The following is a 14,756-nucleotide window of genomic DNA, read 5'->3' as shown; positions in this document are numbered from 1 at the left end:
AGGGCATCGCGCAGCGGCGAGATTTTGCGGCAATAGCGGTAATACCTGAAACATAGCCAGGATGCATGGCACGTGTTTTAAAAAACGCGGGTGTCCAGAGGGCGCGCGTTTACGCGTCCTTTGGGGCGGTGTGGGTGGCAACCCACGGTGTTGACCTTGACCTTGAATTTGAATTTAACTTGAAGTGGCATTACCCCCCCGATCCAAGCCGATGCTTATGCCCCTTCATCAAACTCAATGATGCTGAATAAGCTTCCCCCTCGTCCCCCGCCATGATCGCTTCGTAAATCCTTTTATGTTCGTTCAGACACATTCCGCCTTCCTTTGAGGAAAATTCGAAAAACCATTTGAAAATGGTGGTCAGCACATTGCCGAACGGGACGTAAAAACAATTGCCGGAGGAGATGAAAATCATCCTGTGAAACTGGGTGTCGATGTCTACCCACGCCTGTGCGTCGAAATTCTCCGCGACGTGACACATCTGGCGATAGATCCGCGAGAGCTCGATCCGCTGTTCTTTGCTGGCGTTGACGGCAGCAAGCGCAGTGGCGTGCGGTTCGATGGCTTTGCGAAATTCAAGAAACTGATGATAAATCTCTTCGGTCGCTTCCATGCCCTGCATCCACTCCAGCAGTTGCGGATCGAGCATATTCCATTGCGGACGCTCTTTTACGCGTGTGCCGATTTTCGGGCGGGATTCCAGCAGACCTTTCGACGTGAGCAGTTTCAGCGCTTCGCGTAAGGCCGTGCGGCTGACGCCAAACTGCTCGCCGAGCTCGATTTCACTCGGCAAAATGGCACCGCAGGCCAGTTCGCCGGAGAGAATTTTACGGGCGATATCACGGGCAATATGAGTATTAAGGCCGCGCGTCATACCAGCGGCGGTTTCAAACTGCATCGTCATGCTATTCCCTTTTTATGTGCAGATTGCCGACAGCATAGTTCAGGCGGCGAAACGCTGCATGCGTCCGCCGCGAGGAAACTCACGAACTGTGCGCTATGGCGCCATCTGGCCGCCGTTAACGTCCAATATCTGACCGGTGATATAGCCGCTGCACGCATGGGAGGCGAAAAACAAGAAGCTCGGTGCCAGCTCTTCGCTGGTACCGAAGCGGCCCATGGCGATGCTGCCGGCGATTTTCTCGCGCACTTCCGGGCTTTTATCGGCGTGGAAAACGGTGTCGATGGTGCCCGGTGAGACCACGTTGAAACGGATATTGTCTTTGGTGAATTCCTTCACCCAGTTGCGGTGTACGTTGTGCAGCCACGCCTTCGAGGCCGCGTACAAACTCGCGCCCGGCCCGCCGCCTTCACGTCCGGCGATGGAGCCGGTGCTGATAACCGACGTCGTTTTGCCGCTCTGTCTGGCAGAATGACGCAGATGCGGGATGGCGAATTTGGTGACCATCAGCGCCGAACGGGCGTTGAGATCCATCACATGATCGTAAAATTCGTCGTCAATGTTTTCCAGCCCCTGACGTCCGCCGAGACCACCCGCGTTGTTGATCAGCACGTCGATACCGCCAAAGCGTTCAACGAAGTTCGCTACCAACGCCTCGCATTCGGCAGATTTCGTGACGTCCGCGCCAATGTACGCGACTTCACCGCCGTTTTTGGCGATTTCCGCCGCCAGTTGTTCGAGGCTGGCATCGTGACGGTGACCATTAATGCCTACTTTCGCGCCTGCCGCCGCGAAAGCTTTTGCTGCCGCCAGACCGATGCCTTTCGTTGAACCGGTAATCAAAACTCGCTGGCCTTTCAGATCGTTAAACATGCGTGCTCCTTCATTTTTCAGGGATGTTCAGAGGTGAAACGGATTGCCACACCACGCTGAAAGCGTTTTCCGCTGTCGGCGCGGCGCGGTTATTGATGCGGACGTTCAGCGTCCGGTTTTCCGTGAAGAGAATGTTAATTTCAGTTTGCTGATCATCGTGGCTGACCACGCTGACGCTTGTGACGTCGCCACGCGCATCGAGTGAAGTTTCGGTGGCTTCATCGAAATAACCGTGTGTTTCAAACACGCTGGCAAAAATGGCATTAGAACCGTGAGTACGCAGTATCAGCGCCGGTTCATTGCGAAGGTTGAAATGCGGATCGCTGGCGCCGGTGCGGGCCACGATCAGTTCGCCGCCCTCAGGAAAGGCGCTGACCAGCGTCCGGTAACCCTCACCGTCGAGCCAGCTGAATAACGCCGAGTCTCCCGCCGCCACCGTGCCGCGTGCGCAGTCCCAAAGATGCTGATACCCGTGGCTGTCGCCCAGCGGTTTCAGTACTTTCGCGACATCAAGCACCACGTCGCTGCGCACCAACTGACCGAGGTGATGCAGGCAATAATCGTAACAATGCGGCTGCTGGCTGGTCAGGCGGAACACATCGACGATAAGCGGCGAGCCAAGCTCCGGTAAATCCAGCATCAGCACGCTGCGCTGCTGCGCCACGCCGGGATAATAGTCATTCAGTCGCGCGCTCATTCCCTGTCCGACCGGACTGTCTGTGACGAAGAAATGGCGTTCGCCCCAGCGTTTTTCGGCTTCAAGACTTTGCCCGCCATGCTGACTTTGTTTATCCACCACCACGGTGTTGTGCGCGACGGTCTGTTTGCAGTAGCTGTTGTTTTCTGGAATGTAGCGCCCGCCAAACTTGGGTTCGACATTCACCCAGCGGCCAAACCCGTAATCGCGTAAAAACTCACGGCCACGGTTGAACAGGCTGAGGTGCAGGCCGTCGAAATGCCCGTGATTGAGCGCCGAGTGCAGGCGCGGAATGCTACCGTGCTGGCCGTACCACATCAGCGCCATGTCCTGATCTGTGCTGCGCAATATTCCGAGACCGCCCTGCGCGCCCTCCGGCCCGTCGCGCAGTTCGACGCTTCCCCAACTGCAGAGTTGCGGCGGCGTGCTTTGCAATGCCGCGGATAATGCCAGCGCCGCCGGGCTGACCCAAACGGTCCGTTGTTGCCGGGCGACGGCGATCCACTGCGGGTTATGCAGATAGCGGTGATAGCAAACGCTGGCGGCGATAACTGCGCCGTCATCGCGGATATTAATGGTTTTGGAGGAGTCGTTGAGCGCAGGCCAGGTCCCGTCGGGGAAAGCGGTCTGCATCAGCGCTTCGCAGGTTTTACGGATGATCTGATCACGGAACTGATAAATCTGTAATTCCGGCTGACGGCGTTCAATCGCCTCGCTCAGCAACAGTAAAGGCCGCAGCGCAAAGCGGTGATAATACGGCCCTTCGATGTAGTAACCGTCCGGTGAAAACAGCTGGCGGAGTTGGGCAAAAAATCCGCCGCTTTCGCTGTCGCCCTTCATGCCATAGAGCGCTTTTTCGACCAGTGATAAATCGCCGAGCACATAACCGCTGATAGCTGCCGCCGCCACCGACCAGATGCCATGGTTGTGCACGATATCGAAATCCTTGCTGTGGCGGTTAAGCGCATCATCCGCCATCACGCGAAACAGATTGTTTTCAATGTGCGCGCAGGATTCCTGACTGAGCGATGGGATCAGGCAGTGGTAGCCTTCGACGGCGTACAGCCAAAACATATTTTCATTGAGCGTCTGATGGAAAAGCCGTCCCGGCGCATTGCTGTCTTTGCTGACAGCGCTGCCGAGCGAAGGAAAAATGTCGGCATAACCGGTCAGCAACGCCAGCGCGAAATCGCGGTAGCGCGCCTCGCCAGTAATGAGGAACAACCGCCCTGCCAGATTGATATAAAGGTAGTTTTGCTTGTGCCGTGTATGCTCGGAGCCCCCCGCTTCACCGTGACCGGGAATGCTCTGCGGTTGCGCCATATAACGTTCCAGCGAGAGGATTTGCTCGCGCAGCGCCGCGCCCAGCAGGGAATCAGCATCCATCTGCCCGCGCAGTTTTTCAGCGTCGGCAACGGATATCAGTAACGGCTGCCAGTGACTCATTTTCCACTCTCCTGCGGTGCAACGTAACCCGTGGCAAATGACGGTAGCGAAAGCAGCCAGGTTTCGCGTTCGGCTTCCATCACCGCGCCGCGTGTTACGTCTTCGTGATAGCCACCGGCCATTTTTTTACTTTTATCCGCAGGCGGCACTGTGAAGGTCGCACTACGGATCTTCTGCTGATAGCGCAGCTGGCCGGTAGAATTATCTGCCCAGGACAGCAGTGGCAGCGGACGAACGCGGATCTGGTCGATGGTTTTATACGGCCACGTCACGGTCGGATCGGTGAACCGCGCCATGAAATCCAGCGAGGTCAGCAGACTGCCGCCCTGCGGCGTTTTGTAGTGCCAAAGATCGATACCGTTTTTCTGCGCCAGCACCGCCATCATGCTGACCGCCTGCAAATTGAAATAGCTGTAATGGAAAGAACGGGTGCGCGCCAGTTCGGCAGGCTGCGTGCCATCGGGCTTAAGCTGCACGTCGAGCTTACTTTTCATCAGCGTGGCCATATCGCGGATCACGGCTTTAGCGCCGAGATACCACGCGATGCCCGACACCTGCGTCACGTACCAGTTGCCGTGATTGTTCTCGGTGCGCCCTTCTTTCTTCGCGATTTTGCTGCCCTGAAGCCAGTGCAGATAGTCGGTCATCCACGCGTGGAGTTGCTGTTCGTCGTTGTCGCTCCACGCAGGATTACCGCGCAGTAACACCAGTGAATCCACAATGCGCGTGGAGAAATAGCGGCCATCCAGCACACCGGCGTTGCGACCGGGCGAAATTCCCGGCACACCCTGCGCAAAATTCAGATTCGGATTCATGCGCGTTTCCGGGGTGATGAACCAGGCACGCAGCAGGCTGGCTGCTTTATCGGCGTATTTCTGTTCACCGGAGAAATACCAGGCCAGCGTCAGGTTCTGCACCCGCGCGGTAAAATCCGCCAGCCTTACGCCATCGCTTTGATCGTTTTTACTGGCCGGATTGACGCGCCCGTCCTTGCGGATCCACGGCAGACCATCGGGTTTGCTGTCGTCCGGCCACCAGTACGCGCTCAGGCTGAGATAGTCGTGTTTCGAACCGCTGGGTGGCGTCATACCTTTGTCGGTCACGCTGAGATTGGGCTTGTTTAGCGCTGAATCCGCGGCCGCCAGCAGATGACGGTATGCGTCTGAGGTCTGCGGTGCAGCCGTATTGTTGTGCAGTTGCTGGCGCACCACTTCCATTTGGGCGGTATTGAGAAATGCCGGTTCAGCGGCGAATGCTCCCGCGCTGCCAAACATCATAATTAACGCTGCAGCTAGCTGTTTCACCTCAACGGTACGGCACTTAAATAACGTCATGCGTTCTCCGGTTACAACGGTTTCGTTCTCTTTAGTACTACTAATAAAGCAACGAACGCTCATAAGCGCCAGTCAGAATTGGCTGAAAAAGCCACAAATTGCCCAGCAAGTGACCGACTTCACAAATCGATAACAAACTAAGCATTTCTTATTTGTCGGACTTTTAATTCCATTAGTCTCTTCTACTCTTGCTCAATACATAACCAAAAATACCTCACCTACAAATGAGAGAGTAACGACAATGGATATCAATGTTCTGGTCATGATCGGTTACTTCGTCTTAATGATTGCTATCAGTTATGCCTTCAAAAAGATGGCGTCCGGCTCCTCGAGCCACTATTTTCGCGGCGGCGGGCGAATGCTCTGGTGGATGGTTGGCGCAACGGCGTTCATGATCCAGTTCAGCGCCTGGACTTTCACCGGCGCCGCCGGGCAGGCCTACCGCTACGGTTTCAACGTGGTCAGCGTGTTCGCGGGTAACGTTTTCGGCTATCTCATCGCCTGGTGGTGGTTCGCCACGCGTTTTCGCCAGCTGCGGGTCGATACGGCCACCGAGGCCATCAACCACCGCTTTGGCAAAGGTAACGAACAGTTTTTCACCTGGATGATTATCCCGCTCAGTATTCTGAGTGCCGGTGTGTGGCTGAACAGTCTGGCGGTATTTGCCAGCGCGGTGTTCAAGCACGACATCACGCTCACGCTGTGGGTAACCGGCGTGGTGGTGCTGGTGATTTCATTACTGAGCGGCGCATGGGGCGTGGTGGCGAGTGATTTTGTGCAGACGCTGGTGGTGGCGATTATTTCGATTGCCTGCGCGGTGGTGGCGCTGTTTAAGGTCGGCGGACCGGTCAAACTGGTGACCGAGTTCCCGTCAGGCTTCTTTACCGGGCCGGACGTCGGGCCACATTACATCTCACTGCTGGTGGCCTGCTTCCTGTTCTTCTTCATCAAGAACGTGCAAAGCATCAATAATCTTCAGGATTCCTATCGTTTTCTGAATGCCAAAGACAGTTTCAATGCCAAAAAAGCGGCGTTGTTCGCGCTGGTGCTGATGTTTGTCGGTACTCTGATTTGGTTCATCCCGCCTTGGGCGGTCGCCGTTCTGTATCCGGACGCCGCCACCGCACACCCTGAGTTGGGGAAAAACGCTACCGATGCGGTGTATCTGATTTTTGCAGAACGCGCCATGCCACTCGGCACCGTTGGCCTGCTGATGGCCGGACTGTTTGCCGCAACGATGTCCTCCATGGATTGCGCCCTGAACCGTAACTCGGGGATTTTTGTGCGCAGCTTCTGGACGCCGATCGTCAACCGTAACGGCGCGCGCAGCGACAAGTATCAGCTGCGCGTCGGACAGATAGCCTGCGTGGTGAACGGTGTGCTGGTGATCCTGGTCGCGCAGTACATGCACACGATGCAGACCGTCAGCCTTTTCGATCTGATGATGAAAGTCGGCACGCTGATGCAGGCGCCGATTGTCGTGCCCCTCTTCCTTGGCGTATTTATCCGGAAAACGCCGGACTGGGCGGGCTGGGCCACCGTACTGTTCGGGCTGTGCGTGTCATATGTAGTTGCCAACGTGTTTACCGCGCCGGACGTCGCCCACCTTCTCGGTATCACGCTGACTGCGCGTGAATTGCTGGACGTGGCGATCATGTGGAACATTTTCGCGCACATGGTATTCACCGGCGGATTCTTCTGTCTGACCCGCCTGTTTTACCGCGAAGCCAATACCGCACGCGAAGCGCAGCGCAAACAGTTCTTCATCGATATGGAAACACCGGTATATGCCGATAACGAACAGGATGAGTTCGACCGGCTGCAACGCGATAAAATCGGACGTATTTCGATGTACATGGGTGCCGGTTTACTGCTGATGGTGCTGGTACCGAACCCGCTGTGGGGACGATTCCTGTTCCTGCTGTGCGCGCTGGCGATTCTGATCTTTGGCTGGTTCTTACATCACAGTGCGGAGAAAGGCATGTCTGCTGCCAATGCAAAAAAAGCCGCGACGGCGGATAAAGCGAAAATCGTGACGTCGCAGAGGTAATTGCGGGGGTGAGAAAAACGATGCAGGGCTTTGCGGTGCAAAGTTCTGCATTTTTATTTACCACTGGCCAGGCTGTTTCAGCGGGACGCGGGTCAGGTCTGCGGTACAAGTCCATAAAAAAACCCGCTTGTCAGCGGGTTGAGATGTCGGAAAAAACAGACAAAAAGCGATATTATTTTGGAAGCTCCGTTACCTGCTTAACTTCAGTTTTACTGATTTGCTGTTTCACACCGTTAGCATCGGTATATTCCAACAGGCCAGTTTCGGCTTCTTTTGGTTTACCGTCGCTGATGATGGTTCGCGCATCATTCGTCTGAATGGCATAGCTGGTACGGGTGCAGCCTGACAAAGCTGCGACACTGATTAATGCGGCTAGTGGCAGAATCAATTTCCTGTTCATCGTTCTCTCCTTTGTCACGTTGATTGGATAAATTAGTTATCCAACTCGCTCATGTTTTTAACCTGATCGCGGTTAATTTGCTCTGTTTTACCAGTCTCAGCATTTTTGTACGACACCAGACCGGTATCGTCATCGACCTGAGGTTTACCGTCCGTTACGATGGTTTTTCCGTCCGTCGTTTTTATTGCCTGATTCGATGCGCAGCCTGCAACAAAAAGTATGGAGACGGCAGCCAGCGACGCGGCAATAAGGTTTTTCCTTTTCATATCTTCCCTCCTGAATTGGGGTTTTTACTTAACAATGAGTCTATTAACTATAGTCAGAAATTTCACATTCAGGAGAGATTCAGACAAATGGAAGTTTTTTGGCTGTTTTATACGCACAAAAAACCCCTGATTTTCACAAAATCTACCTGACAGCAGGCGGCAAAATCCGTACCCTACTGCGCATAGACACTGGCGGCCTGTGCGCCGCGATTTTGCGAAAGAGAAATTTGTGACAAGTCCAATTCAGAAAGAAAAGTATAACATCGACAAGCTCCAGAAACGCCTGCGTCGTGATGTCGGTAAAGCCATTGCTGACTTTGGCATGATCGAAGAAGGTGACCGCATTATGGTGTGCCTGTCAGGCGGTAAAGACAGTTACACCATGCTGGAAATTTTGCGCAATTTGCAAAAAAGTGCACCGGTGAACTTCTCACTGATTGCCGTTAATCTTGACCAGAAGCAACCCGGTTTTCCGGCGCATATTCTGCCCGCGTATCTGGAAGAACTGGGTGTGGAATACCAGATAGTGACCGAAGATACTTACGCTATCGTGAAAGATAAGATTCCGGAAGGCAAAACCACCTGCTCCCTGTGCTCTCGTCTGCGCCGTGGAATTTTGTACCGCACCGCGACGGAACTGGGCTGTACTAAGATTGCACTGGGCCATCACCGCGATGACATCCTGCAAACCCTCTTCCTCAACATGTTCTACGGCGGCAAGCTGAAAGGTATGCCACCTAAACTGATGAGTGACGACGGTAAACACATCGTCATCCGGCCGCTGGCGTACTGCCGTGAAAAAGATATCGAGCGTTTTGCGATTGCACGCGAATACCCGATCATCCCTTGTAACCTGTGCGGTTCACAGCCAAACCTGCAACGTCAGGTGATCGGCGACATGCTGAAAGACTGGGACAAAAAATATCCGGGCCGTATCGAAACCATGTTCAGTGCGATGCAAAATGTGGTGCCTTCACACCTCAATGATATGAATCTCTTCGATTTTAAAGGGATCCAGCACGGTGGCGAAGTCGTTGACGGCGGGGATCTGGCGTTCGATCGTGAAGATATTCCTATGCAACCGGTCGGCTGGCAGCCGGAAGACGATGAAACCGTCGCCCCGGTGGAGCGCCTGAACGTGCTGGAAATTAAATAACATCTCGCGAAACAGCCGTGAAGATTTGAAAGCCCGCTCATGCGGGCTTTTGCTTTTCAGGAAAGAAAAAACGTGTCGGTCCAGTTGTAGTTAGTCATCACCAGTTTTACAGGCAGGCTGATTGAGCCAAAATTCTTATGCTGATTTTCGCGAAAGAATGCCCGCAGCGGTTCAGGCATAAACTCAGCGCTGTAACGCAGCAGCGTGCTGTGCCAGAAGATTTGCGGAATGGCAGCGTTGGGGTAGCGATCTTTAATTTTTCCCGCCCATTTTGTTGCCAGCAGATGCTCCACCAGGGACTGCCTGACGCGCAAACTTTCACTGTCGGGAATACCGGCCAGTAGCAGTTGATTGGGCAGCGCGACAAGTTTTAAATCGCTGATTTGCATCACATGTTCGGCACAGTGCTGTTCGAAAATACTCACCAGCCCGGCGAGACCTTCGGCGTCTTCCGGCCGTTCATAGAGCGCCTGAGTGATCGCAAAAAACGTAAAATGCATGCCGTCTGGCGGGGCGACATCCGCCCGTTTATCGCTCTGTGCAGCGGTGGTTAAATCAGACAACAGGCCTGCCATTACGGCCCCTGCGCGATTACCGCTGGTGATGGCCAGTCTGGTCGGATGATAGAAGGGGTCGGTTCTGACTGCACCGGTTTCTCCCTGAGCTTTCCATAAATTCAGCGTCCTTTCGGTCGTATTTTCATACGCCTGATGAATCATTTCTCCGGTGTGCAAAACAGACTCCTGATCGTAAGTTTTGAGATCCGCGTGGCACAAATCCACACAGACCGGGCTGACAGCACAGAAACCTCAAAAAGATTGAGCCAAATCAACATTAGCAGCGCTGAATCGGTGCACTATCCATTCCGCAGGTGAATGCAACGTCAAGCGATGGGCGTTGTGCTCCATATTGTCTTATTTCCAAATTTTTAGAATTAATGCATAGCACTTTTTGATTCGAACGACGCCGGTCTTCTGACCGGCTTTTTTTTTGTTTTTTTCGGCAGCTTTCCGCCCTACAGCCAGCGGCTTTTCTTCAGCCACCATGCGACGCCGCCCACCAGCACCACCAGCGACACACAGAAAATCCCAAACCCCAAATGTGATGAATTACCCGGAATACCGCCGAGATTGACACCGAACAGGCCAGTCAGAAACGTTGTCGGCAGGAAGACCATGGCCAGCATCGACATGGTGTAGGTGCGGCGGTTGAGGGAATCGGCCATCAGTGAACTGATTTCATCCGAAAGCACCGCTGTGCGGGCAATGCTGCCGTCCAAATCGTCCAGTCCGCGCCCTAAGCGGTCCGAGATTTCCTGCATCAGACGACGCTCATCATCGTTCATCCATGACAAACGCTCGCTGGAAAGACGCGAGAACACGTCGCGCTGCGGCGCCATATACCGGCGAAGGACGATCAGCTGTTTACGCAGCAGTGCCATCTGACCGCGTTCCGGCACCTGTTGTTCCATCAGGTCGTCTTCGATATCAATGATTTTATCGTGCAAATCTTCGATGAAATCGCTGGTGTGATCGGTCAGCGCATCGCACATTTCCACCAGCCAGCTGCCGGTATTCTTCGGCCCGCTGCCCTGCTGCATGTCGTTAATCATCTCTTCCATTGAGAACACTTTGCGATGGCGTGTGGAGACGATCATTTTATCGGTGAGATAAACGCGGATGGTGACCAGTTGATCCGGGCGTGAATCGGCGTTGAGATTGATGCTGCGCAACGTGATCAGCGTGCCTTCGCCCATGCGGATGACTTTCGGTCGCACGCTGTCACCGGCCAGTGCCTCGCGCACGGTGTCCGGTAAGACAGGCGTGTTGGTTATCCAGTTTTCGCTTTCCGCTCGGGTGTAATCCAGATGCAGCCAGCAAGGTTTTTCGTCCGTCGCGACACACTGCGTGCTGATGTCAGTGACGCCGCTCTGACCGTCCAGCTGGAAGGCATAAACGGCGTCAGCTACCTGTAGTTCTTTTCCCTTAATGACGTCCACAACGTTCCTCGCTTTTTAATTCGTTCATTCTTTTCAGTTTAGCGTTAAGCCTTTGAAGTTCAAAAACCAAAGTCAGCAGTAAATTGTACAAGGGTGTGATCATGTTATACGGCTTCGCAAAAATAAAAAGCGCCCTTGAATCAGCGGCGCTTTTTTATCTTTTTGGAAAGTCAGAAATTAGTGTTTAATAATGTACATTTCCTGGCTATAAGCCACGTCTTCAGGATTTTCAATCGGATAGCCTTTCACCCACGGTTTGATCAGTCGTCCGTTGGTGTACTGATAAATTGGCGCTATCGGTGCCTGTTCGGCGATGATTTGCTCGGCTTTGTTGTAGTCAGCGTTGCGGCGTGCGTCGTTAGTTTCACGGCTGGCGTCGGCGATGGCTTTATCATAATCGGCATTGCTGAATTTACTGATATTACTGTTATGCGTGGACGTCAGCAGCGACAGGAATGTCGAAGCTTCATTGTAATCACCCACCCACGAGGCGCGGATCACGTCGAAATTGCCAGTGTTACGGCTGTCGATATAGGTTTTCCACTCCTGATTTACCAGCTTAACGTCCGCGCCCAGGTTCTTTTTCCACATCGAAGCCACCGCGATGGCAATCTTTTGGTGGCTTTCGGACGTGTTGTACAACAACGTCAGATGCAGCGGTTTAGACGGGCCATAACCGGCTGCCGCCAAGAGGCCTTTCGCCTGTGCATTCAGTTCATCCTGAGAATATTGCTGCATTTCACTTTTGGCCGGCTTCCAGCCGTTGGTCACGTCAGGCGTAAAATGCCATGCTGGTTTTTCACCGGTGCCCAGCACTTTATCGGCAATTACTGCCCGGTCGATACTCATCGACAGTGCCAGACGCACGCGGGCATCGTCGGTCGGCGCACGGCGGGTGTTAAACGCGTAGTAATAGGTGCCGAGTTGATACGGTGTGTAGACCTGCCCCGGAATATCGTGCATCAGCTTTTTGTACTGATCTTTCGGGAAAGACTCGGTGATATCGATGTCATTCGCCAGATAGCGTTTAGTGGCGTTGGACTCTTTGTTAATCGGCACGAACGTCACTTTGGTCAGCACCGTGTGGGCGTGGTCCCAATAATGCGGATTCGGTTCCAGCACCAGTTTTTCATTCACCACGCGCTCTTTAAGTACGTACGCCCCGTTGCCGACCAGATTGCCGGGCTTGGTCCAGTCTTCACCGTATTTTTCCACCGTGGCTTTATGCACCGGGAAAAGACTGAAGTTGGCCAGCAGGCTGACAAAATACGGCACCGGTTTGTCGAGCGTGACACGCAGCTGCGTCGGGCTGACGGCGGTGACGCCCAGTTTATCCACCGGCATTTTCCCGGCAATGATCGCATCTGCGTTCTGGATCCCGGCAAGTCCGGCAAACCACGCACCGCTTGATAACCCTTTAGGATCCACCAGACGCTGCCAGCTGTAGACAAAATCCTGCGCAGTCACCGGATCGCCATTCGACCATTTGGCATCTTTGCGCAGTGTGAAGAGAAATACCTGATTGTTCTGGTTCTGCCAGCTTTCAGCGACACCCGGAATGCTTTTACCCTGTGCGTCCTGATTGACCAGCCCTTCGAACAAATCACGCGCGACCTGCGCTTCAGGCAGGCCGATGACTTTTATCGGGTCCAGTGAGGCAGGCTCGTCCTTGATATGGCGGACGATTTCCTGTTTGGCGGCAAGCGCAGTACCGGCAGGCACTTGTGCGGCGTTGGTCTGACCGAGACTCAGTGCAACCAGCACAGCACAGACGGAGTATGAGAGAAGCGGAAACGATTTTCCCTGCGGCATAAATTTCTCCAGACATTCATAAAAACTATGAGCAATGAAGGAGTTGTATCATTTCTTCAATTCATACCCTATAAGAATTCGCTCCAGTGTTGCCTCCGCGCACAAAACTGCGACATTCGCCGTAAAATCAGACCGAACCGGCCACGTCGATCCCACCGCAGTGGAACTTCATCGGCGGTTCGACGTCCTGTGCCAGCCACGTAGGACCGTCGAGATCGATAAACTTTGCTCCGGCGGTCAGCGGCAAGGCAGCGCGAACCGCCCGCGAGGTGCATAACATGCAACCCAGCATAATGCCGAAACCCAGCTCACGTGCCTCCTGCGCCAGTCGCAGTGCGCCAGTCAGTCCGCCGGTTTTATCCAGTTTGATGTTCACCATCTCATAACGCCCCTGAAGCGCAGGCAAACCCTCCACCGTGTGGCAGCTTTCATCGGCGCAGATCGGCAGCGGGTGGATAAAGTTCTCCAGCGCCGAATCTTGCCCGGCGGGCAGCGGCTGTTCAAGCATCAGAATGTCGAGATCCGCCAGCAGCTGACAGCGCTCTGCCAGACCGTCGCTTTGCCAGGCTTCGTTGGCATCAACAATCAATGACGCATTCGGCACGGCGGCACGGATTGCTACCAGCCGTTCGGCGATCAGCCGGTCATCGAGTTTGATCTTCAGCAGCGTCGCGCCTTTTTGCTGCAATCCAAGCGCCGCTTCAGCCATCTCTTCAGGCGTACCGATGCTGACGGTTTGCGCCATGCTGATCGACGCCAAAGGTTCGATGCCGGTGAGCTGCCACAAATTCAGGCCGCTGGTTTGGGTTTCGAGATTCCACAGTGCGGAATCCAGCGCATTGCGGGCAGCACCGGCGGGCAGCAAATGTTGCAATTGTTCGCGACTCGCGCCTCGTTCGATAGCAGTGACCACGCTGGCGATTTGCGCCATCACCGAGGCTTCACTTTCGTCATAACGCGGATACGGCGTACATTCACCTACCCCGCGGACGCCGTTTTCCTCTATTTCTACCGCCACCACCCTTGCTTCGGTGCGGCTGCCGCGAGAGATAACAAAGGCCGTGTGCAGCGGCCAGGCTTCCGGATAAAAGCGAACACTTCTCATAGCGGCTCCCTAAATTGATCAATGCCCGACGGCATACATTCAATGTATACAACTATTTAGCAAATAATCTATATCCAACCTACAATTGTTACCCTAAACTGAAAGCCGTTTGACTCCAATGGAAATAGGAAAACATCATGACCCAGACCGTACACTTTCAGAGCAACCCGGTAACCGTTGCTGGCAAAATCCCACAAAAAGGCGACGTCGCCAAGCCTTTCACACTGGTCGCCAAAGACCTTTCTGATGTCAGCCTGAGCAGCTTCGTGGGCAAGCGTAAAGTCCTGAACATTTTCCCAAGCATCGATACCGGTGTTTGCGCCGCATCCGTGCGTAAATTCAACCAGCTGGCTGGCGAAATCGACAACACCGTGGTGCTGTGTATTTCCGCTGACTTGCCGTTTGCCCAGTCCCGCTTCTGCGGCGCGGAAGGCCTGACCCACGTGGTCACGCTTTCCACCCTGCGCGGCGGCGACTTCAAATCCGAGTACGGCGTTGCCATCGCTGAAGGCCCACTGTCTGGTCTGACTGCGCGCGCAGTGGTTGTTCTGGATGGTCAGGACAACGTGCTGTACAGCGAACTGGTGAATGAAATCACCACCGAACCGGACTATGAGTCTGCGCTGGCTGTTCTGAAGTAATCTCTTGATGTAAAAGATTTTCAGATAAAAAAAGCAACGGCTCAGTCCGTTGCTTTTTTATTGGCTGCGACCGGAA

Annotated in this window: 13 protein-coding genes; 3 read left to right on the top strand and 10 right to left on the bottom strand. The window is 54.1% G+C overall.

Going from position 1 to position 14,756, the window contains the following annotated elements; all coding sequences use genetic code 11:
* Window positions 1–190 precede the first annotated feature (190 nt).
* The 4 genes from AC0Z7K_RS19695 to AC0Z7K_RS19680 all read right to left on the bottom strand — a co-directional run bounded on the left by AC0Z7K_RS19695 (window position 191) and on the right by AC0Z7K_RS19680 (window position 5,251).
* A complete protein-coding gene (locus AC0Z7K_RS19695; protein ID WP_112167994.1) occupies window positions 191–904 on the bottom strand; it encodes a FadR/GntR family transcriptional regulator in 714 nt (237 codons plus the stop codon).
* A gap of 93 nt (window positions 905–997) precedes the next feature.
* Window positions 998–1,774 (bottom strand): SDR family NAD(P)-dependent oxidoreductase, encoded by a 777-nt coding sequence (locus AC0Z7K_RS19690; protein WP_485615576.1) that lies wholly within the window; start codon window positions 1,772–1,774, stop codon window positions 998–1,000.
* 10 nt (window positions 1,775–1,784) lie between these two features.
* Entirely contained in the window at window positions 1,785–3,917 is a 2,133-nt protein-coding gene (locus AC0Z7K_RS19685; RefSeq protein WP_485615575.1) for a heparinase II/III domain-containing protein, read from the bottom strand.
* Window positions 3,914–5,251 (bottom strand): alginate lyase family protein, encoded by a 1,338-nt coding sequence (locus AC0Z7K_RS19680; RefSeq protein WP_485615574.1) that lies wholly within the window; start codon window positions 5,249–5,251, stop codon window positions 3,914–3,916. Before AC0Z7K_RS19680 ends, AC0Z7K_RS19685 begins: the two co-directional genes overlap by 4 nt.
* A gap of 241 nt (window positions 5,252–5,492) precedes the next feature.
* Here AC0Z7K_RS19680 and AC0Z7K_RS19675 point away from each other — a divergent pair, with 241 nt between their 5' ends.
* Window positions 5,493–7,301 carry a sodium:solute symporter family transporter gene (locus AC0Z7K_RS19675; RefSeq protein WP_485615573.1) on the top strand — a complete coding sequence of 603 codons (1,809 nt, stop codon included), beginning with the start codon at window positions 5,493–5,495 and terminating at the stop codon, window positions 7,299–7,301.
* 172 nt (window positions 7,302–7,473) lie between these two features.
* Here AC0Z7K_RS19675 and AC0Z7K_RS19670 read toward each other — a convergent pair whose 3' ends face one another.
* Both AC0Z7K_RS19670 and AC0Z7K_RS19665 read right to left on the bottom strand, forming a co-directional pair.
* Window positions 7,474–7,701, bottom strand: coding sequence for a YgdI/YgdR family lipoprotein (locus AC0Z7K_RS19670; RefSeq protein WP_056770375.1), 228 nt, complete (start codon window positions 7,699–7,701; stop codon window positions 7,474–7,476).
* A gap of 32 nt (window positions 7,702–7,733) precedes the next feature.
* Window positions 7,734–7,967 carry a YgdI/YgdR family lipoprotein gene (locus AC0Z7K_RS19665; RefSeq protein ID WP_056770372.1) on the bottom strand — a complete coding sequence of 78 codons (234 nt, stop codon included), beginning with the start codon at window positions 7,965–7,967 and terminating at the stop codon, window positions 7,734–7,736.
* 229 nt (window positions 7,968–8,196) lie between these two features.
* Here AC0Z7K_RS19665 and ttcA point away from each other — a divergent pair, with 229 nt between their 5' ends.
* Entirely contained in the window at window positions 8,197–9,123 is a 927-nt protein-coding gene (gene ttcA, locus AC0Z7K_RS19660) for a tRNA 2-thiocytidine(32) synthetase TtcA (RefSeq protein WP_414064884.1), read from the top strand.
* Window positions 9,124–9,179: 56 nt separating this feature from the next.
* On the opposite strand, the gene AC0Z7K_RS19655 is transcribed toward ttcA, so the two are convergent.
* The 4 genes from AC0Z7K_RS19655 to ycjG form a co-directional block, all read right to left on the bottom strand.
* Complete coding sequence (locus AC0Z7K_RS19655; RefSeq protein ID WP_485615572.1) at window positions 9,180–9,857, bottom strand: hypothetical protein; 678 nt, start codon at window positions 9,855–9,857, stop codon at window positions 9,180–9,182.
* Between the two features lie 281 nt (window positions 9,858–10,138).
* A complete protein-coding gene (gene zntB / locus AC0Z7K_RS19650; RefSeq protein ID WP_485615571.1) occupies window positions 10,139–11,122 on the bottom strand; it encodes a zinc transporter ZntB in 984 nt (327 codons plus the stop codon).
* Window positions 11,123–11,299: 177 nt separating this feature from the next.
* Complete coding sequence (locus tag AC0Z7K_RS19645; RefSeq protein WP_485615570.1) at window positions 11,300–12,934, bottom strand: ABC transporter substrate-binding protein; 1,635 nt, start codon at window positions 12,932–12,934, stop codon at window positions 11,300–11,302.
* 127 nt (window positions 12,935–13,061) lie between these two features.
* Complete coding sequence (ycjG, locus tag AC0Z7K_RS19640) at window positions 13,062–14,039, bottom strand: L-Ala-D/L-Glu epimerase (protein ID WP_485615569.1); 978 nt, start codon at window positions 14,037–14,039, stop codon at window positions 13,062–13,064.
* A gap of 137 nt (window positions 14,040–14,176) precedes the next feature.
* Between ycjG and tpx the strand changes: the two genes are divergently transcribed.
* Window positions 14,177–14,680 (top strand): thiol peroxidase, encoded by a 504-nt coding sequence (tpx, locus tag AC0Z7K_RS19635; RefSeq protein WP_122095227.1) that lies wholly within the window; start codon window positions 14,177–14,179, stop codon window positions 14,678–14,680.
* Window positions 14,681–14,756: the final 76 nt, after the last annotated feature.

The sequence above is a fragment of the Rahnella sp. 1L-D-7-B-C2 genome (assembly GCF_057290995.1).
The sequence above is the reverse complement of the archived record's forward strand: the minus strand, read 5'-3'. Positions and strand labels throughout refer to the sequence as shown.